The organism is Paenibacillus sp. YAE3 (genome assembly GCF_057546105.1).
Map to the genome: position 1 here is coordinate 139,727 of NZ_BAAIYF010000009.1, position 18,688 is coordinate 158,414.

Below are 18,688 nucleotides of genomic sequence, written 5' to 3' on the forward strand. Positions count from 1 at the left end.
GCCACATGGAACAACAAAAAGTGATCGGCGATTTTCATACCATTTTGTCGGAAGGCGAGGTTTGGAAAATCGGCGGGTTTCCGCTGCCGGACGGTTCGTTCTGGGAATACCGCGAGCCGAATGCGGTCGTCATCGTCCGCAACGGCATCCTGTACGTACGCGCTCCGCTGAGCCGCCAAAACGACCAGATTCAAATTTTGGACAACGCCAAACATATGTATTATTCGGTGGAAACGATCAAGGTGCCTGAATCCGGCGAAGTCAGCTTTGAGCTGCAAATCCGAGCGCGCACGCAAAATACGGTCCCGGGCGACCTGTACGACGGTTACGTGTCGCTTAACCTGCTCGATTTTACGACGGGAGCGGCGCTCGACTTTTTTGCCGGAAACGACAAGTACGCCAGCGTGTACGCGGTGCTTCCTTTCCCGGGGGTTGAGGTGCCGCCGTCCGATAAAACGCGTTATTTCTGCATTTTCAAGGAAGATACCAACTTCAAAGCGCGCGAGTTCAACACGTACAAAATTACGTATGACCGCGGCAACGACGAAGCGATCTTTTATCTGAACGGTGTAGAAATCCGCCGCGAAAAACAGATTCCGATCAAATTCAATGAATTTACGATCGCGCTTGGCATCATGACCGAAAAAGACATTTCGCCGGAGGGCAGCGTGTCCGTCCACGGGCAAACGGTCACCGCGGAATATTCGCCGGTCACCGTGACGATCAAAGACGGAAGCCACTCCGGCAGCAATAAGGAAGAGAAGTAATATTCAATGGAAAGAGGCGTCCCTGACTCCGTTGTCGGAGGGAAGGGGCGCCTTTTTTCGATTGAGAAGCCATCATTTTCGGGGCTCTGTTTTTTAGAGGACGCGCGAACGCCGGGGAGCAGGTGCCGCCGATGGCGTGAAAATGCGATCCGCAGGCGTGTTGCCAAGCACCCGGATCCCCGCCACCAACGCGATCAGGAAACAGGCGCCCGCCGCAACCGTCGGAACCGACCATTCAAGAACGGCATGGCCTAAAACCGTCTGCCAGCCGATCGCGATCAGCCCCAATACATAAGCGATGCCGGCAACATGAACCAGCCGCAGCCGCGTTTCCCTGGAAAGGGAAGAACGCTCCGCCAACCAGCCGACGAGCGGGATCGCCTGAAGCGCGTGGAAACCCAAGCCGTGCAGCCAAATGATGTTCCCGTGAAGGCCCACCGTCCGGCCCTGATTCACCGAAATCCAAATGCCCGCGGCAAACGACAGCGTGACGGCAACCATGGCATAGCGAATTCCGGTTGCAAATTCCGGATAGTTGGCGTATACCTTGGGATGGAAATAGGTAATGGCGATGGCCAGGTAAAAAAGAACGAGAAGCAATGCGACAAAAGCGAAAATATTACCGACCGCCTCGTCGAAGGGAGTGCCCCCAACGACAAACCTTGGATTCACCCCGCGAAAATTTTGCACGGTTTCGGCTGCATAGGAATAAAGCGCAAGCACGATATACGGATACCGGAAGAATGCCCTGCCTTTGCTCCCCAGCCCGGTATACGGCAGGATGGCCGCCGTGGACAGCAGAAAGATGCCGATGGCTGCGTTAAAAGAGAACGCATTTAGAATGTTTCCTCCCGGAGCCGCCTCGCTCCCGAATGCGAGCACCCAAAGCCCGCAAAACGCCGAGAGCAAAAAACCGAGCACGGATGTCAGCACGAGCCATTTCTCGCCTTCAAACAAGCGGATGGCTGCGCTTTGTTTTGTACTTCTGACCTTTCTCACAACGAATCTCCCCAATCCAGTTCAATTTTGAAATTAACTGTATTTTATTGGGAATGGGTCCTTGCTGCCTCCATCCGGGGACTGGACTTTTTCCTGGACCTTGGTCGATAGGATCCCCGACTTCAAGCGGGGAAGCGAGGGGAGCCCTGGAATGGCCGGTTCAATCCAATAATTTAGGACTAGATGCCCATTAAAAAACATCGAATATTGTCGATAAACAACATTAGATTCCATCAAACCGGCCGGAAAAGCCGTCCTCCGGAACGCAGGCCGCGCATGGAGGCACGGAAGCACCGGCTGAATCAAGCCATCGCTATTCGAAGGAGATGAATTATCGTTGAAAACAATAAGAAACCTGCTTACGCTTGTGCTGGTCATCATCTTGACGGCCGGCCTTGCCGGAATGACCTCGGCTTCAAGCGGCAAGAAAGCGGATTCAAAAGGCGCCAAGCCCCCGTTTGCCCTCGACTTTAACGACATCGGGGATGCGGATTGGGCCGAAGCCTACATCGCCAAAATGAAATCGAAAAACGTACTTCAAGGGTTCGAGGACGGATCGTTCCGGCCGAATCAGCCGGTCACCCGGGTAGAGGCGATCGTCATGGCCGTGCGGCTGCTCGGACTGGAAGACCAGGCCAAAGCCCAGAAGCCGGATGCGAAGCTTCATTTCAAAGATGCCGAACTGATCGGCAAAAAATATCCTTGGGCAAAGGGTTATATTTTGGCGGCGCTGGAAAACGGCTTGTTCGACGCTTCCGAGCAAGCGGTGCAGCCTGAAAAGCCGGCAAGCCGCGTGTGGATTGCGGGGCTGCTCGTCAAGTCGCTCGGGCTGCAGTCCGAGGCACTGCATGAAATGACGAAGACGCCGGCGTTCAAGGATGCGGCTGCCATTCCTGCCGGCTCCGTCGGTTATGTGAACGTTGCGGTCGAAAAAGGGATCATCAGCGGTTATCCGGACGGCACGTTCAAACCGAACAAAAACGTGACCCGGGCCGAAATCGCCGCCTTGCTGGACAGAACGAGCGGCGGTCTGCTCGATCAGGCCGGCGCGGTTAAAGTAAGCGGCGTGATTCAGAACATTGAATTCAACAAATCCAAAACGCCGGCCACGGTCAGCGGCAGCGTCTACGGTTCCGTTGACGGCAGCGTGACTATCGCTACATACGCGAACCAATCGTTCACCTACGGCATTTCGCCCGAACTGCTCGTGTCGTACCATACCAAATATGTCCGCGCAGACCAATTGGCGGTTCATGACTCCGTACAGCTGGTCGTATTGGACAACATCGTCAAAGAAGCCGTCCTGCTCGATGCGAAGCCGAATGATGGCGGGAAAGATTCCGCGCCGAAGCCGAACGAGCCGTCGAAGGTAACGGTCGTTCAATTGGAACTTGAAATGAAGCTGACCGGCCAGGGCAAAGTGGAGGCGGAATACGAAAACAAAAAAGGGAAGATCGAAGCGGAGTTCGAGCGCAAGTCCGGCCAAACCCGAGAGAAGCTGGAAGGAAAACCAGCCGCGGAGGCCATCGAAAAATGGCTGAGCGATGCGGCGATTACCGAGCGGACGAATCCCGAGGATGCCCTCAGCAAACTGGTATCGGTGCTTAACGTGAATCCGGGCGACGTCCAAGAGATCGAGCTTTCGGTGAAATTCTCGAACGGAAAAGAAATCAACATCGAAAAAAAGCAACCGGAACAAAACCAAAGCAAAGGTAAACATGAAGACAGCCATGGACCCGGAAATGGAAAAGGCCACGGGAAGGGTAACGGCAAAAAGTAACGAGAACGGCACATCATGCATAAAAAACGTATGGTCCCTATGGGCAACGTAAATGTGCAACAGCCTCCGCATTCGCGGAGGCTGTTTGATTTCACAGGCTTGGGGGCAAAAGAATTCCCCGCCAAAAAAAACCGCCCCAATTGGGACGGCATCATCAGCGTTAAAGCATTTTTTATCAGGCAAAGCCCGTTTATTTTTTCAAATCCTCAATCGAGTTGATGTCCACGTAGGACGGCACGACAAGCCCGGTTTTGACGCCGGTCATGTTGGCGCCGAGGTCATCGACTTTATCCTTGTATTTGTCCATGTAGTCCGCGTGGGTCAGCGGCAGCCAGGCCGCGGCGGTCGCGTCCACGTCGCCGTTGGCGACTCCGGTCCACATCGGGCCGGCTTCGACCTGCAAGGCCGTTACCTTGTAACCAAGCTTCTCTTGAAGGATATATTGGAGCAGATTGGTGCTGGCGATTTCCGAATCCCAGGCGACATAGCTGAGCTTCAGCTTATTGCCGCTTACCGGCTTCAGATCCTTGATCCATTCGTTTACGCGGTCGGGATGGTCTTCGGCCCATTTTTTCGCCGCATCTTCGGGTTTGGCGCCTTCTTCGATGGCGGTCATGATTTCGCCCATTTCATCCGACGTCCATTCGAAACGGTCCAGAAACTCGTAGGCCGTCGGCTCATCCTCTTTCAAGCCTTTGCGGGCCACGGTGTGAATCTCTTCGGCTTCGCCGTATACCTTTTTCGGGTCGTCAAGATATTTCAGATCGTATTTGGAGAACATCCAGTGCGGCGTCCAGCCGGTAATGATGACGGGCTTTTTGGCTTTGATGTCTTTGGCCAGCGTCGCCGTCATGGCTGCACCGGAGCCTTCGATCAATTTCCAGTCCGACAAGCCGTATTCCTCGATCGCTTTGCTGGTGGCCTTCATGATGCCCGCGCCCGGGTCGATGCCGATGATTTCGTGATTGACTTGCTTGCCGATGGATTCCGCGGAGCTTCCGTTCTCCGTTTTGCCGTTATCCGCGCCGCCGCTGCCGCTGTTGCAGGCAGAAAGCGTCAGTATGCCGGCGAGACCGAGCAGCATCAACCATTTGCTTTGTTTTTTCATCTTATCTTCCCCTTTTTCGATCGGATTTTTTGAACAGCTGTTGCGTAAAACGGTCCAGTACGATAGCCAAAATAACGATCACCAGTCCGGCTTCAAAACCTTTGCCGATTTGCAGCTGGGTTACGGCGCGGTATACTTCCGCTCCGATCCCCTGCGCGCCGATCATCGAAGCGATGACCACCATGGACAGCGACAGCATGATCGTCTGGTTCACGCCCGCCATCAGCGTCGGCATCGCGAGCGGCAGCTGCACCTTAAACAGCTTCTGGCCCGAAGTCGAACCAAAGGCATCCGCGGCTTCCGTCAACTCGCCCGACACTTGCTGAATGCCCAGCATGGTGAGGCGGATGGTCGGCGGAATCGCAAAAATGACGGAGGCGATGACGCCCGGCACGACCCCGATGCTGAAGAAGGTGACGGCAGGGATCAAATAAACGAACGCCGGCATCGTCTGCATGAAATCGAGCAGCGGCGTGATGATCCGGGCAGCGCCTTTGCTGTATGCGCACCAAATCCCGATCGGAATGCCGACGACGACGGAAATCAGCGCGGCCGTAATGACGAGGCTTAAGGAATCCATCGTTTGGGACCAATACCCCAAATCATAAATCAGCAGGAAGCCGATGACGGAGAACAGGGCCAGCGACCAGCGCCCGACCAGGAAGGCCAGGATGCCCAAAATAACGATAAAAAGAAAAGGATGAGGCAGCATGAACACCCAGGTAAAAGCATTGACGATCCCTTCAATGGCGCCGGAGATCATATCGAACAAAAACGTCAGATGATCTTCCATCCAGCCCACGATCGTCTCGATCCATTCATCCAGCGGTAGTTTCGGCATCCGGCATCACCTCCTTCGGATGGTTTTGTCCGGCGAGGGCACCGAGCAGTGCTCCGCGGACAATAACGCCGAGAAGGCGATTTTCGTCGTCGACGACGGCCAGCGGCACCTTGGACAGGCTCGTGATTTCGAACAATTCGTTCATGACGACGTCCGGATGGACGCGCGGCCCGTCGACGATCAGAATATCTTCCAGCGACTGTCCGCCGCGCATGGCGGCCGAAGCGTCCTCCGCCGTGATGACGCCGAGCAGGCGTTTGGCGCGGTCGACGACGAACAGGTTGGAAATGCCGCGTTCGCGCATCAGCTCCAGCGCGACGCGCGGCCCCCTGTCGGCCATGATGGTTTCCGGACGGCGCATGACATGGGATGCGGTCAGCACCTTCGAAAGGTCGACATCCTCCACGAAACGTTCCACATAGGCGTTGGCCGGTTGGGTCAAAATTTCCTCCGGCGTTCCGACCTGCACGACGGCGCCGTCCTTCATCAGCGCGATCCGGTCTCCGATCCGGAGCGCTTCATCAAGATCATGGGTAATGAAGACGATCGTTTTTTTCATCTTCTCCTGCAGATCCAGCAGCTCATCCTGCATATCCCGCCGGATCAGCGGATCAAGCGCGCTGAAGGCTTCGTCCATCAGCAAAATTTCGGGATCGTTGGCAAGCGCCCTGGCCAGGCCGACCCGCTGCTGCATCCCGCCGCTGAGTTCGTCCGGGCGTTTGCTTTCCCAGCCCGCAAGTCCGACGAGCTCCAGCGATTGCTTCGCTTTTTCCCGCCGCTGGCGTTTATCCGCTTTTTGTATTTCAAGCCCGTATTCCACGTTTTCAAGCACGGTGCGGTGCGGAAACAGCGCAAACTTTTGGAACACCATGCTGATCGTTTGGCGGCGGACGGTACGCAGCTGCTCCTTGTTCATTTTCATCAGATCTTTGCCATGCACGAGGATTTCCCCGGACGTCGGCTCGATGAGGCGGTTCAGCATCCGCACAAGCGTCGATTTGCCGCTGCCGGACAATCCCATGATGACGAAAATTTCGCCGGCCTCGATATCGAGGCTGACCCGGTTGACGCCAACCGTAACGTTTTTCTCCTTGGCTATTCTTTCTTTGGTCCAACCTTGCTCGAGAAGCTCCACGCAGCTCTCCGCGTGGGGACCGAACAATTTGCTTACCTTATGAAGCTGTAAGATGGACAAATGAATCCCCCCTTTAAACCAGTTAGAGCACAAAAATTGCAAAAACCCATGATTCGATCGGCGGCCCTTTAAACAGCAGAAAAAAAGAGCGCCGATGGAATCCGTGGCGTTGAACGATGCAACAACTAACAATATCGTAACAAACGTATTAACAGTATGTAAAGAACGTACAGAAAAAACTGTACAAACCATTCCTCGGGTTTCCTCCCGTATGCTCCCGTATGCGGCTTCTGAGGCTTCTTTACTTTTAAAAGGCGTTTTTCTACAATAGACCAAGAAGGTTGTTGCCTCTGGATTTTCGTCTAAGCGATGAGTGATCTAACGGAAAACACCCGAGAGAATGGCTGAACTATAAGGAGGTTGCAAGCATGGGCTTGGACCCGGGCAAAGAAGCGCAGCATGCGGCGCTGGACAAAATACGCAAACGTGTGATCGAAACGATCGGGCGAAATATGGACTTATACGGCATTTCCTTATCGACGGGACATCTCTATGGCCTGCTGTTTTTTGCGGACAAGCCGATGACGCTGGATGAGATGGGCGCCGAAATGAAGATGAGCAAAACCAGTATGAGTACGGGCGTTCGCACGCTTCTTGATCTGAAAATGGTAAACAAGGTTTGGGAAAAAGGCTCGCGCAAAGACCTGTATGAAGTGGAGTACGATTGGTACCAGACGTTTACCGACTTTTTTGACATCAAATGGAGAAAGTCCGTGGAATCCAACATGATGGTCCTTCGCAAAGCGACGGATGAAATCAATAAAATGGAGAAGGAATACGCGGAAGATCCGGAAATGATGGAGATGCTGCGCAAAGACAAAGCCAAGCTCCAGGATGCGTTCGCTTATTACGAGTGGCTGGACCGGCTGATCGATACCTTTGAAAACGGGGACATTTACAAGCTGGTACCGAAAGTGCCGCCCAGGGAAAATTAATCATAGAGGACCGGGATGCTTCAGGCTCCCAAGGTCCTTTTTTTGTGTCTTCTGCCCGTGGACCGGCGCTGCTGGAACCTTTTGTCAAGCGGGTACGTCAGGAAGGGAAAACGTCACGAGTAAGAGGGGGATTCTATGAAAAAGCTTGGCTTGCTTATGCTCATCGTTATGCTGACTTTCATCTTCGGCTGTTCCGACCGGCAGGAGCCGCAAAACGGCAAAAAAACTCCAGAAACGCCTCACCATACGGAGAAACCGGGAGCAGACGGCCAAACATCCAAGGGCGCCGATGTGGTCGACATGCACGGGATGGTCAAAAACCTGGGAAGGCTGGATGCTTTCGTGAACGAAAAAGAGGGAACGCAGCGGCTGATCCGGTACACGATCGAAGGCGATCCCATTTACCATGATTTAACGCGTAAAAACGGCCGGGTCGAGCTGCGGCTGGATACGACGATGGACGAATACGGTTCGGGCACGGTAATGACCTTTGACTGCGGCCGGATGAACCGCGGGGAAACGGAAACGCAAATCCGGTATGTTCTTACGGGCTGCGCAGGGGAAAGGGAGGAGGTCGAGCTGTTGACGGTTCATTTTGACGTGAGCAGGCAGGACCGCTTCGATATAGTTCTGAAGTATGGTCCCGGCTTGAAAAATGAAATCAATACGGCGGAACAGAAGCTTGTAAAAAGCCTTGAAGGCGACAGCATGGCAGCGGTCAGCGACTTTGCCATTCCGGAAAAGGATCTCCAGAAAATATACCGCGCCTTGGTCCTTGCCGGTTACCTGACCGAGAAAAAGCTCTCTGCTGCCTGCAGCGGCCCCGCGGGGGATGCGTATGATCTGACGGTATACATCAACAGCGGCAAACGGAATTTTCGGTGGAATTCCTGCGACGGCAGTCCGGACGGCAAGCAAATGACGGCGGTAGCGAAGGAAATCATCGGGATCGTACACTCTGGTTCCGTCTATCGGTCCTTGCCGAAGACGGCGGCGGAGCAAGGGACGGGAAAATAACTTTAGCGAAAGCACCTTTTTTTCTTTTTTTGCATGGTTTTGCCGATCCGGGCCGTCAAACGTTAATAGAAGCCATTCCTCGAGGAAAAAAGGCGGTCTGCTGCAGAAGACCGAATCTTGAACAGAAAGACGTGAACCCTATTGAATATGTTCGCTACGTTTTCAAAAGCAAGCGTTCAGTCGTTATGGATGGCCTGGGAATCGGTGTTTGACCAAATGACGAAATGGCGGAGTTCCTCCGTTCAAACCTATGGAATTTGCAAACTTGTGGTGAAGAGGCATCACGGAAAAAGCCTGGAATGCCATACCGGAGAATGGATTCATGCCGGCGATTGGGTTGGGGAGCTTCATCTGGACAACCGGCAGGTGCTCCGGCTCTCCAAGGAGCTGGGGGCCGACCGTGCGGCGCTGTTGACCGCCAGAATGCTGCGGAAATCGATGCAGGAGATCAGCGCGGCGTTCGAAACCGATCCCGGGCTAGCGCATGTCAAAGCGCTGACCGGCATTACGCTGCTGCACCGCGGGATGATCCACGGGCTTGGCTTTGAGCTGCATCCGCTGAAGTCCAAGAGCTTCCGGATGTTCTCGACCTATTATTTGCGCCTGCTGCTCCGGGTGCTGCACCCGGAAGGCGGAGCCCGCACGAAGCGGCAAGTCACGAAGCTTGTCCCCAAAATGCTGCTGATGACGAGGCAGTCTTTGCTTTTGCGCTATCGGAAGGAAGCATGGGCAAAGGTCGCCGGAATGGCCGCGATCGTGTCATGACGGCTTGTGAAGCGTTTTCAAACAGCAGCCGCCATCTTGGATGGCGGCCTAAAGGATGTCATGGGGAACATGCGCCCGATGGCCTCACCAATGGTGCTTTTTCTTATGGGGTCTGCAGACGTGGCAACGGCTCCGTTTACAGCGGCCCTTCTTACACGGAATTTCCTGACACCAGGAAAACGGATCGTGGTACTTTTTAACTTTTGGTTTATAGATAATGGTTGTGTAAGTGACGCAGCCTTTGACTTCTTTAAAACACCGCTTGAACTTTTTCGGTTTAGGATCGCATTTGCATGAATGTTTTCTCATGAAAATTTTCCCCTCCTAAAGGATATTGGTAGGCTTCCGTATACTATATTTCAGTCGGCCTGCCCTTGACAGGGACACGAAACCAGCTTCATGAAATATGGGCGACGAAGAGCGTTATATCCTTTGTTCTTCGCTGACGGCCATGTCGTTGGCCGGCCACCGGAAAAAGCATGGAAATCCAAGGTACGACCGTTTCTTGCGGTTGTGCCTTTATTTTTTTCGAAAAGAAAATATGCCTATTTACAAATGGAAAATGGTGGGTTATGATAAAGCCATCTTATCGATCTAAAAAATTAGAATGAATTATAAATGTAGAATGATTAATTAAATTGGATCGAAATTTTAAAGAACGGGAGTGTCGCGTTTATGGAACAGAATGAGCACCAATCCATTGAAATCTCGGTGGAGCAGGCCAAATTGCTGGGGAGCGCCCAGCGGGTGAAGATTATCGGAGCGATCGTCGAGACGCCGAAAACAGCCAAGCAAGTAGCCGATGAACTTGGGGAATCGCCGGGAAGCATCCACTATCATATTCAAAAATTGCACGACGGCGGATTGATCGATCTGGTGGAGACCCGGACTGTCGGGGGGATCGTGGAGAAATATTATAAGTCCAAGGCGAAGTGGTTCAACACGAAGGGAACGCAGCTTGTCGATCCGGTTCTGGCAGACGATTATCAAGCGGCATCCAGCACGAAAATGAACGTGAGAATGCAGCTCACTCCGGAGCAGCACGAGGAAATGACGGCCGAATTCAAGGCTTTGCTCGAAACATGGGTTGCGAAGACCTCGGCATCGAAAGCGAAAAACAGCCGGGAATATGCGATCGGAATTCGGGTGATTTCGGCGGAAGCGGCAAAATAACCGGCCAAACCGGGTTGCTTGGGTTATGAATAATGACAAACGGGAAGGGTGTATGGGATGGGGATTTTTAAGAATCGTAATTTCACGCTGCTGTTCATCGGCCGGATCCTGACGAATATCGGGGACAGTTTGTATGCCGTTGCGGCCATGTGGCTGGTGTACAGCCTTGGCGGCTCCACGCTGTATACCGGGATCGCCGGATTTCTATCGATCTTGCCCAGAATCATTCAGCTTTTCTCGGGGCCCATGATCGACCGCGTGCCCCTGCGGGGCCTGCTGGTGTATTCCCAGCTGTTTCAGGCGGTTTTGCTGCTGGTCGTGCCCCTTGCGCATTATTTTGATTTTTTGACGGTTGGGCTGGTGCTGGCGATTACCCCGATCTTAACGACGATCAACATGTGGTTTTATCCCGCGCAAATGTCGGCGCTGCCGAAAATCCTGGATAAAAAGCAGCTGACGCAGGGCAACTCCTTGTTTTCGTTTGCGTATCAAGGGATTGACGTTGCGTGCAACGCCGCGTCGGGGGCGCTCATTGTACTGCTCGGCGCGGTTGCGCTTTATTTGTGGAACTCGCTCGGCTTCTTTATCGGGGCGCTGCTGTTTATGCAGTTGAGAATCAAAACAACACCAAATAATTCGCATAACAACGAACAGAAGATAATAAAAAACAAAACCTCGGAATCGAACACCCGCCGCACCCCGTTCAAGGATTACGTATCGGACATGAAGGAAGGGATTCGGCTGATCCTTGCCACGCCGTTGTCGCGCATCCAACTCGGCGTGATCGTCATCAACGCGGCGGGCGGGGCGACTTTTACGGTCATGCCGGCTTTTGCCGACCGATTGGGCGGGCCCGGGATTTATGGGATGCTGCTTATGGCCGGGGCTTGCGGAAGTTTGCTTGGCGCCCTCCTTGCGCCTTATATGAAGCTGGAGCGGGTTCGTCTCGGCGTTGTTTTTGCCGCCGCTTTCTGCTTATCCGGGATCGCCTGGTGCCTGTGCGTATTCAGCAGCTGGACGTGGCTCGTCGTTTTGGTTTATGGGCTGGCCTGGTTCCCGGGAGGCGTCACCAACGTCATCATCAATACGGTCATCCAAAAAGGCGTGCCGGAAAAAAACATGGGAACGGTTTTTGCCGCGGCTTCCGGGTTAAGCGGTATCGCGATGCCGCTGGGCAATTTGCTTGGCGGCAGCGCAGGCGTCGTGACGTCAAGCTCGGCCGTCATTGCCGTTTGCGGGCTCGCGGTGCTGGGCGTGGGCATCTATTGGATGTTCGACCCGGTCACGCGAAAGCTGCCTGCGGCCGATGACGTGGATCAATCCTGGTTTGCTTCCCCGGAAAAAACGAATGCGGCGCAAGCGACCCCATCTCTATAATTCTTTATTCCTTTTCTTCATATAAAGCGGTGCGGCCCCGCAGGATGAAGTCCTTTACGGGGCCGTTTTTTACATCGGCTGAAAGGCTGAAATGGTTTGCGAAGGGCCGGTTTGTTCAATCGGACTTTTAGTTGCTCTCGGTAAGGAGAGAATTCGGATCCATAGAGGTATCGGATGGGTATAGACCGATATTAGCGCCCAGCGCACGAAAGGAACCGACAACGTCTTCGTAACCCCTGTCGATATGCTGCACGCCGGCGATCGTCGTGGTGCCTTCCGCGCAAAGCCCGGCCAGAATCAGGCAGATGCCTGCCCTGACGTCCGAAGCATGCACCAGGCTGCCGTGCAGCTGGGTGCCGCCTTTAATGTACGCCACGCCCGATCGGACTTTAATATCGGCTCCCATCCGGTTGAGCTGGTAGGCGTGGTTGAATCTGGCCGGGTAGATGCGCTCGCCGATGATGCTTTTGCCCCCGGCCTGCGTCAGCAGGGCGGTTAACGGCTGCTGCAAGTCGGTGGCAAACCCCGGATACATCGCCGTCCGGACTCTGGTTGCCCGCAGCATTCCGGTAGAATGAGCCGTAATGGATTGCTCGTTTTCTTCGATCTCGATGCCGATTTCGCGCAGCTTGGCAATACAAGACCTAAGGTGTGCCGGTATGACGTCCTGGACGGTCACTGAGCCGCCGGTGACGCCGGCCGCCATTAAAAACGCGCCTGCGATCAATCGGTCGGGGATGACGGTGTAAGTACATCCTTTTAACGCGGACACGCCTTCGATCCGGATGGTATCGGTCCCCGCGCCGGTAATTTTGGCACCCATCTGATTCAAAAAGTTTGCGGCATCCGTTACTTCCGGGTCGCGCGCGGCATTAAGCAATACGGTGGTACCCTTAGCGCGGACGGCCGCTAGCATGACGTTGATGGTCGCGCCGCAGGTGATCATATCGAAATAAATGGTTGCGCCCTTTAATTCCTTGGCTTCCACCGTATAATGACGATCAAAAAAAGCGAATGAAGCTCCCATCATCTTTAAGGCTTTAATATGCTGGTCCATCGGCCGGCTGACGAAGTCGTCCCCGCCGGGATACCCGACGGATACTTTTCCGAATTTGGCCAGCAGCGCACCGGCGAAATAATAAGCAGATCTGAAGGCGGACGATTTCGCCGGATCCAAATCGGCACTGTGGATATTTCTCGGATCCAACCGTACGGTTCCGTTCATATCGCGTTCCACGTTCAAGCCGATTTCGGATCCCAGTTCATAGATGACTCTTAAATCGGCGATGTTCGGAATGCCCAGCAGCGTAACGGGTTCATCGGCCAAGCAAGCTGCCGCAAGCAGGGCGAGGGAGCTGTTTTTGGAACCGGGAATGCTCACGCTGCCTAGCAATGGCGAGGAGCGTACAACCTTAATCGCTTTCATTGTTCAGCTTCTCCTTCTTCCGGATCGGTCTCATCCGCGATCCAGATGTTGACGTTTTGGCTTTTGATGTCGCGCAACGTTTTGTCCGAAGCGCCCTGATCGGTAATGAGCAAATCGATCTGATGCAGCGGGATGGAGGTGGCGAACATCTGGACGCCCATTTTTTCGTGTGGGGCAAGACATACGGTGCGCCGGGAAACTTCGGCGACGGCCCGGGTCAAAGCGGCCCCTTCCGGCGTAGCCGTGCTGATCCCGTTCAGGGCGATCCCGCCTCCGGTCACGAAGCCGATATCGAAATAGAATTTTTTGATCATTTCAAAAGCAATCGTATCGATCATGCTGTCGCCGTTCGCCCGCAGCTTTCCTCCAACGAGATACGCCTCGACATGACCCAGGCTGCGAATCGACTCCGCAATGGTCAGCGAGTTTGTGACGATCGTAAAAGGAATGTCCCCCGGAAGAAATTTCAGCATCCCGTACTGGATGCCGGCCCCGCCGATAAAGACGGTATCATTTTTCTGAATGAGGGACGCCGCGTATTTCGAGATGGCGTCTTGGTGCGGCGCCGCGTTTCCGTATCGAACGGATCTGGGCTGGGCCAGCGTGCGTACCTTCGGAGGCGGCGTTAACGGGACGGCGCCCCCATATGTTTTTTGCAGCAGTCCCTGTTCTTCCATGATGGTCAGATCCCGCCGAATCGAATCAATCGACAGGTCAAACATGCCGGCGAGATCTTTTGCAATGACCCTGCCGTCTTTGACAAGCAGCTCCAATATCCGCTGCCGGCGTTCCTCAGCTAACATATCGTTCCTCCATGGTTAAAAATTCGATGCTATGATCTTATCTTATTCCTGATTCTTCGTTCTTGTCAACGATGTTATTCATGATGTTTCGTTTTTGTTCGTTTTTTTGCGGTTTGATATTCTTCTTTATTAACAGCGGAGGCGCCTTCGATCCCTTACTAAGGTACGGAGGGTTTTTCGGAATACGGGTCATCCGGAAAGATTCTTGTCCCCCTGTGCTTGTCAGGCTAGTCTGCATAATGTGAACAAGTCCCTCATAGACATGTATCAATCAAGTAAAACATGTGCTAAAGGGGATGATGTCATGCGCCGGATGTCATGGGTACTCGCCATGATCTTGTGCGTTACCGTCGTATTTGCCGGGTGCGGCAAAAAGGACGCCGCTTCCGTAGTCAAAGGATTAACCGATGTGGCCGACACACTGCAAAGCAAGGAGGGATCTTATAAAGGAACGGGCAAAATGACGTTGTATACGGGCGAAAAACCGCAGGAATACGACATCGAGGTCTGGTACCAAAATCCTTCCTACTACCGGATCAGCCTGACCAACGCGCAAAAGGACGTGACGCAGATCGTTCTCCGCAATGACGACGGCGTATTCGTCCTGACGCCCAGCCTGAAGAAAAGCTTCCGTTTCAAGAGCGACTGGCCCGAAAACCAAGGGCAGGTCTACTTATACCAATCCCTGGTGCAGGGCATCTTGAGCGACAAAACCCGCCAGTTCGCCGAGGACAAAGACGCTTATGTATTCGACGTTGCCGCCAATTACCACAGCTCGTCCCTGGTTCGCCAAAAAATTTGGCTCAGCAAAGACAACTACGCTCCGAAGCAGGTCCAGGTATCCGACGCCGAAGCGCATGTCATGGTGGAAGTGAAATTCAGCGACTTCAAGTTCGATGCCAAGTTCGAAAAGGACTCCTTCGACATGAAACGGAACATGGCGTCCGCAGGCGATCCGACGCTGGGCATGGTGACGGAAGTGGACGAGAACGGAAATCCAATCTCCGCGGACGATTCGCAGGGAGCCGAAAACGCGGCGGCGCCAACAGTGCTTGGAGACTTCGGAACGATCGAACCGGTGTACATGCCGGAAGGCGTTGAACAGAAGGATGTCCACAAAATAGAGGACAGCGCAAACCATACGGTCCTTCTCCGTTATGACGGAACCTATCAATATACCATCATGGAATCGCGCTCCCCGGACCAGGCCGTATCCTCCCTGGCATCCGGAGATGTCGTCGATCTCGGCTTTACGGCGGGGCTGTATACCGAAGACGAGCAAAAGACGCTGACCTGGATGAACGACGAAGGCATCGAATTCCGCATCACGAGCAGCAACCTGCCGTTCGACGAGATGAAAAAAATCGCCGTGTCGCTGCAGGAGCAGACCGGAAAATAACTCCACGCGGGCGGATTCTCCGCTGCAGGGCAGCTGCTCTGCGGCAGGGGACTCCGCTTTTTTGATTGCGGGATGGATCGGTACGCCCGCGTGGTACGGTAAACATGCCCGAAACCGCCCCGCCGTGGTTCATTGACAGTGGCCTTTTCGAACATTACGATTAATGAGCGAGCTTGGCGTAAAACGTAAGAGAAGGTGACTGCAAAAAATGCAAGTTCAATATAGAGCAACACGGGCGGAAATCAATTTGGATCATCTCATCGAGAACTATAAAGCATTCCGGCATGCGCTTCCCGAAGGGATGCGGCTGCTGGCCTGCGTCAAGGCGGACGCTTACGGCCATGGCGCCGTGGAAGTGGCAAGAGCGCTGGAGCAAGCCGGCGCGGACTATTTGAGCGTCGCCTTTCTGGATGAGGCGATCCAGCTTCGCCGGGCAGGCATTCAGGCGCCGGTGCTGGTGCTGGGGTATACGCCCCCGGAAGGAATCCAGGCTGCCTGGGAGCATCGGGTGACGGTGACCGTATTCAGTCCCGAGGTGCTTGAGGCGATCCGGCGTCTGCCGGAAGCAAGCCTGGAGCGGCCGCTCAAGGTGCACGTCAAAATCGACAGCGGCATGGGACGCCTGGGGCTGCTGCCCGGGGACGGGGCGGTGTCCTTCATCGAGGAGGCTGCGGGTCTGCCTCAGGCTGAAGTCGAAGGGATGTTCACCCATTTTTCCAAAGCCGACGAAGAGGACAAAAGCTATACGCAGGAGCAATACCGCCGTTTTGCCGGCGTCGTTGCAGCCATGGAGCAAAAAGGCATCCGCCTCCCGATACTCCATACCGGAAACAGCGCGACCGCGATCGACATGCCGGAGCTGAGCTTCAACATGGTGCGGATCGGGATCAGCCTATACGGCTTGTACCCATCGGATGAGGTCAACCGGCAGCGCGTAGCTCTGCGCCCCGTCATGTCGCTGAAAACCAACGTTTCGTTCGTCAAAAAGCTGCCCCCGCATTGGGGCGTAAGTTATGGCGCAAGATATGTAACAGAAGCAGAGGAAATGATCGCTACGCTCCCGATCGGGTATGCCGACGGTTATTCCCGGATGCTGAGCGGCAAGGCGGAGGTGCTGATCCGCGGGCGCCGCGCGCCCGTGGCCGGAACGATCTGCATGGACCAGTGCATGGTGTCGCTCAAATCCTTCGGGAAAGAAGCGGAAGAGATCGGAGCCGGCGAAGAGGTGGTGCTGTTCGGCAGCCAATCCGGCTCAAGCATCACCGCCGACGAATTGGCTTCCTGGCTTGGCACGATCAACTACGAGGTCGTCTGCATGATCGCGGGCCGGGTGCCGCGCTTGTACGTTCGCGGCGGAAATTCCGTCCGATTGGTCAACTCTCTCCTCCCTGAATAACAGGAAAAAAATGGCCGCCCGACTTTTCCGAAACAGCTAGCAGGAATAACTTGCCTGCTTCTCGAATAAGGATTTATGCCGAGATTGTCTGTACGGACACCGCGGCTGTAGTTTATAATGGAATGCAGCATACCTGATATACCTTCGGCATATATATTCCTTTGTATAAATTTCCTTGAATAAAGTAATACTGGTGCACAAGGGTGTGAAGGTTGTGGGGGTGGAAGAAAAGGTGGCTAATATGCAGAATACCAAACGAATTATGATCAGCTTGCCGGATCATCTTTTGCAGGAAGTGGATGGCATCGTTGCTATGGAAAATTCCAACCGCAGCGAATTGATCAGGCAGGCCATGAAGCTGTATCTGATGGAACGGAAAAAGCGTTATATTCGCGAGTCCATGCAGCGCGGCTACATGGAAATGGCCAAAATCAATTTGACGATGGCCTCTGAGGCGTTTCATGCGGAGGAAGATGCAGACAGCACTTTAGGTCGCTTAGTGAGCGGGGTGTAAACATTGATCGTAAAACGCGGCGACGTTTTTTTTGCGGATCTGTCACCCGTTGTCGGTTCTGAACAAGGCGGAGTAAGACCGGTGCTGGTCATCCAAAACGATATCGGCAACCGTTTCAGTCCTACGGTCATCGTAGCGGCGATTACGGCCCAGATTCAGAAAGCCAAGCTGCCGACGCATGTCGAAATCGATGCGGCTTCGCATGGCTTTGACAGGGACTCTGTCATATTGCTGGAGCAAATCCGAACCATTGACAAGCAAAGGCTGACGGACAAAATCACCCACCTGGACGAGGAAACGATGAAAAAGGTGGATGATTCCCTGCAGATCAGCTTGAGCTTGATCGACTTTTAACCATGAATAGTGCAGTGAAAAGGCGTGCCCGGGGGGCCGCCTTTTTTCGTTTTTTTTTGCGGCTGTTTGCCTGGGAAAAGAGAGGGAGATGATATTTTGATGCGAAATTCGTCATAGCAGAGGCGAAACTTTTTTGATATTTAAGTTAAAAAAGGTTTATAATGGTAAAAAAGGAGGGGGTTTATTGTTTAAAAATATTCATTTAAAGGAAATCCTTATGAGGCTACTGGCCTTAATTTGTATAATTATAGGCGCTCGGTATCTTCTAAATAGTACTAGTATGGGGGATGACCGTGCTTTGGAATTTTTAACTGCCGTGGGAGGAAGCACGGATTCCGCCGACCTGAAAGCCCATTTGGAATCATACATTATCGGATATCGTTTGTTTGGAGGAATATTATTATCTGTTGGTTTATTTCGTTTTTTACAGAAATAATCAAAAAGAGGAGGCTCACAAAATGTGAACCTCCTTTTTTATCACATCAGTCCTGTAAAAGTTGACGGCATCCTCTTCCAAAATACTTTGGAGGGATCGCTTTTTTGAACTCCGACATTCCCCTCGTTAGATGGATCCCCCCCTTGTGGAGAAAGTTTCCACCGCCCCAAATCCTTGATAGACCGCGTAAAAAGATTGTAAAATACAAGCCTCGCACCCGAGCATTTTTGACAAAGCGTTAACGCAAATGCCGACGAAACTGGCAGAATGAAGGGAATAAATGCCCCCTGAAAGAAGCATCTGCCATCCTTGTTTGCCTCTTCCAAAGATGTCCGCTGGAAATGTAGGCAAAAGTTTGTGATAATATACAAGAACCTTGCTTCACTTTTTAGAAAAATATCTA

The 18,688-nt window shown here is 53.4% G+C and carries 18 protein-coding genes; 12 read left to right on the forward strand and 6 right to left on the reverse strand.

The genetic code is table 11. The annotated features are described in order from the left end of the window. Positions 1 to 5: 5 nt before the first annotated feature. Positions 6 to 767: a DUF6081 family protein gene (locus tag AC27KL_RS18470; RefSeq protein ID WP_487170602.1), complete on the forward strand. Its 762-nt coding sequence runs from the start codon at positions 6 to 8 to the stop codon at positions 765 to 767. A gap of 93 nt (positions 768 to 860) precedes the next feature. Here the strand turns inward: AC27KL_RS18470 and AC27KL_RS18475 are convergent, their stop codons facing one another. After that, positions 861 to 1,766 (reverse strand): hypothetical protein, encoded by a 906-nt coding sequence (locus AC27KL_RS18475; protein ID WP_487170603.1) that lies wholly within the window; start codon positions 1,764 to 1,766, stop codon positions 861 to 863. A gap of 337 nt (positions 1,767 to 2,103) precedes the next feature. On the opposite strand from AC27KL_RS18475, the gene AC27KL_RS18480 reads away from it, so the two are divergent. Continuing rightward, positions 2,104 to 3,546, forward strand: coding sequence for an S-layer homology domain-containing protein (locus AC27KL_RS18480; RefSeq protein ID WP_487170604.1), 1,443 nt, complete (start codon positions 2,104 to 2,106; stop codon positions 3,544 to 3,546). 190 nt (positions 3,547 to 3,736) lie between these two features. On the opposite strand, the gene AC27KL_RS18485 is transcribed toward AC27KL_RS18480, so the two are convergent. From AC27KL_RS18485 to AC27KL_RS18495, 3 genes are read right to left on the reverse strand one after another with little or no spacing between them, the layout of a single operon-like run. Then, entirely contained in the window at positions 3,737 to 4,654 is a 918-nt protein-coding gene (locus AC27KL_RS18485; protein ID WP_487170605.1) for a glycine betaine ABC transporter substrate-binding protein, read from the reverse strand. Between the two features lies 1 nt (position 4,655). Continuing rightward, positions 4,656 to 5,495 (reverse strand): ABC transporter permease, encoded by an 840-nt coding sequence (locus AC27KL_RS18490; protein WP_339322232.1) that lies wholly within the window; start codon positions 5,493 to 5,495, stop codon positions 4,656 to 4,658. Beyond that, on the reverse strand, positions 5,473 to 6,690 hold the full coding sequence (locus tag AC27KL_RS18495) for a quaternary amine ABC transporter ATP-binding protein (RefSeq protein ID WP_487170606.1): 1,218 nt from the start codon (positions 6,688 to 6,690) through the stop codon (positions 5,473 to 5,475). Before AC27KL_RS18495 ends, AC27KL_RS18490 begins: the two co-directional genes overlap by 23 nt. Before the next feature lie 368 nt (positions 6,691 to 7,058). Between AC27KL_RS18495 and AC27KL_RS18500 the strand changes: the two genes are divergently transcribed. The 5 genes from AC27KL_RS18500 (at position 7,059) to AC27KL_RS18520 (ending at position 11,957) form a co-directional block, all read left to right on the forward strand. Next, positions 7,059 to 7,625 carry a GbsR/MarR family transcriptional regulator gene (locus AC27KL_RS18500; protein ID WP_036713066.1) on the forward strand — a complete coding sequence of 189 codons (567 nt, stop codon included), beginning with the start codon at positions 7,059 to 7,061 and terminating at the stop codon, positions 7,623 to 7,625. A 135-nt stretch (positions 7,626 to 7,760) separates the two neighbouring features. After that, positions 7,761 to 8,642 (forward strand): DUF4362 domain-containing protein, encoded by an 882-nt coding sequence (locus AC27KL_RS18505; RefSeq protein WP_487170607.1) that lies wholly within the window; start codon positions 7,761 to 7,763, stop codon positions 8,640 to 8,642. Positions 8,643 to 8,789: 147 nt separating this feature from the next. After that, positions 8,790 to 9,407, forward strand: coding sequence for a YkoP family protein (locus AC27KL_RS18510; protein WP_487170702.1), 618 nt, complete (start codon positions 8,790 to 8,792; stop codon positions 9,405 to 9,407). A 675-nt stretch (positions 9,408 to 10,082) separates the two neighbouring features. After that, positions 10,083 to 10,580 (forward strand): helix-turn-helix domain-containing protein, encoded by a 498-nt coding sequence (locus AC27KL_RS18515; RefSeq protein ID WP_487170608.1) that lies wholly within the window; start codon positions 10,083 to 10,085, stop codon positions 10,578 to 10,580. Positions 10,581 to 10,637: 57 nt separating this feature from the next. Next, positions 10,638 to 11,957, forward strand: a complete 1,320-nt coding sequence (locus AC27KL_RS18520; RefSeq protein WP_487170609.1) for an MFS transporter — start codon at positions 10,638 to 10,640, stop codon at positions 11,955 to 11,957. Between the two features lie 127 nt (positions 11,958 to 12,084). Here AC27KL_RS18520 and murA read toward each other — a convergent pair whose 3' ends face one another. Both murA and AC27KL_RS18530 read right to left on the reverse strand, forming a co-directional pair. Next, the gene (murA, locus tag AC27KL_RS18525) at positions 12,085 to 13,383 is read right to left on the reverse strand and encodes a UDP-N-acetylglucosamine 1-carboxyvinyltransferase (RefSeq protein WP_487170610.1); all 1,299 of its coding nucleotides are present in this window, start codon (positions 13,381 to 13,383) and stop codon (positions 12,085 to 12,087) included. Beyond that, positions 13,380 to 14,186, reverse strand: coding sequence for a DeoR/GlpR family DNA-binding transcription regulator (locus tag AC27KL_RS18530; RefSeq protein ID WP_487170611.1), 807 nt, complete (start codon positions 14,184 to 14,186; stop codon positions 13,380 to 13,382). The genes murA and AC27KL_RS18530 overlap by 4 nt, the downstream gene beginning before the upstream one ends. A gap of 304 nt (positions 14,187 to 14,490) precedes the next feature. Here AC27KL_RS18530 and AC27KL_RS18535 point away from each other — a divergent pair, with 304 nt between their 5' ends. The 5 genes from AC27KL_RS18535 to AC27KL_RS18555 all read left to right on the forward strand — a co-directional run bounded on the left by AC27KL_RS18535 (position 14,491) and on the right by AC27KL_RS18555 (position 18,285). Further along, positions 14,491 to 15,585, forward strand: a complete 1,095-nt coding sequence (locus tag AC27KL_RS18535; protein ID WP_339322220.1) for a DUF4367 domain-containing protein — start codon at positions 14,491 to 14,493, stop codon at positions 15,583 to 15,585. A 208-nt stretch (positions 15,586 to 15,793) separates the two neighbouring features. Next, a complete protein-coding gene (gene alr / locus AC27KL_RS18540) occupies positions 15,794 to 16,981 on the forward strand; it encodes an alanine racemase (RefSeq protein WP_339322219.1) in 1,188 nt (395 codons plus the stop codon). A gap of 232 nt (positions 16,982 to 17,213) precedes the next feature. Then, positions 17,214 to 17,495 carry a CopG family ribbon-helix-helix protein gene (locus AC27KL_RS18545; RefSeq protein WP_036713120.1) on the forward strand — a complete coding sequence of 94 codons (282 nt, stop codon included), beginning with the start codon at positions 17,214 to 17,216 and terminating at the stop codon, positions 17,493 to 17,495. 3 nt (positions 17,496 to 17,498) lie between these two features. After that, positions 17,499 to 17,849 carry a type II toxin-antitoxin system PemK/MazF family toxin gene (locus AC27KL_RS18550; RefSeq protein WP_036648300.1) on the forward strand — a complete coding sequence of 117 codons (351 nt, stop codon included), beginning with the start codon at positions 17,499 to 17,501 and terminating at the stop codon, positions 17,847 to 17,849. Positions 17,850 to 18,033: 184 nt separating this feature from the next. After that, entirely contained in the window at positions 18,034 to 18,285 is a 252-nt protein-coding gene (locus AC27KL_RS18555) for a hypothetical protein (RefSeq protein ID WP_339322218.1), read from the forward strand. Positions 18,286 to 18,688 lie beyond the last annotated feature (403 nt).

Bases quoted from the DNA above. Each gene is read 5' to 3' on its own strand.
- AC27KL_RS18470 (WP_487170602.1), top strand. From the start codon at position 6: ATGGAACAACAAAAAGTGATCGGCGATTTTCATACCATTTTGTCGGAA.
- AC27KL_RS18485 (WP_487170605.1), bottom strand. From the start codon at position 4,654: ATGAAAAAACAAAGCAAATGGTTGATGCTGCTCGGTCTCGCCGGCATA.
- AC27KL_RS18490 (WP_339322232.1), bottom strand. From the start codon at position 5,495: ATGCCGAAACTACCGCTGGATGAATGGATCGAGACGATCGTGGGCTGG.
- AC27KL_RS18500 (WP_036713066.1), top strand. From the start codon at position 7,059: ATGGGCTTGGACCCGGGCAAAGAAGCGCAGCATGCGGCGCTGGACAAA.
- AC27KL_RS18505 (WP_487170607.1), top strand. From the start codon at position 7,761: ATGAAAAAGCTTGGCTTGCTTATGCTCATCGTTATGCTGACTTTCATC.
- AC27KL_RS18510 (WP_487170702.1), top strand. From the start codon at position 8,790: ATGTTCGCTACGTTTTCAAAAGCAAGCGTTCAGTCGTTATGGATGGCC.
- AC27KL_RS18515 (WP_487170608.1), top strand. From the start codon at position 10,083: ATGGAACAGAATGAGCACCAATCCATTGAAATCTCGGTGGAGCAGGCC.
- AC27KL_RS18520 (WP_487170609.1), top strand. From the start codon at position 10,638: ATGGGGATTTTTAAGAATCGTAATTTCACGCTGCTGTTCATCGGCCGG.
- murA (WP_487170610.1), bottom strand. From the start codon at position 13,383: ATGAAAGCGATTAAGGTTGTACGCTCCTCGCCATTGCTAGGCAGCGTG.
- AC27KL_RS18530 (WP_487170611.1), bottom strand. From the start codon at position 14,186: ATGTTAGCTGAGGAACGCCGGCAGCGGATATTGGAGCTGCTTGTCAAA.
- AC27KL_RS18535 (WP_339322220.1), top strand. From the start codon at position 14,491: ATGCGCCGGATGTCATGGGTACTCGCCATGATCTTGTGCGTTACCGTC.
- alr (WP_339322219.1), top strand. From the start codon at position 15,794: ATGCAAGTTCAATATAGAGCAACACGGGCGGAAATCAATTTGGATCAT.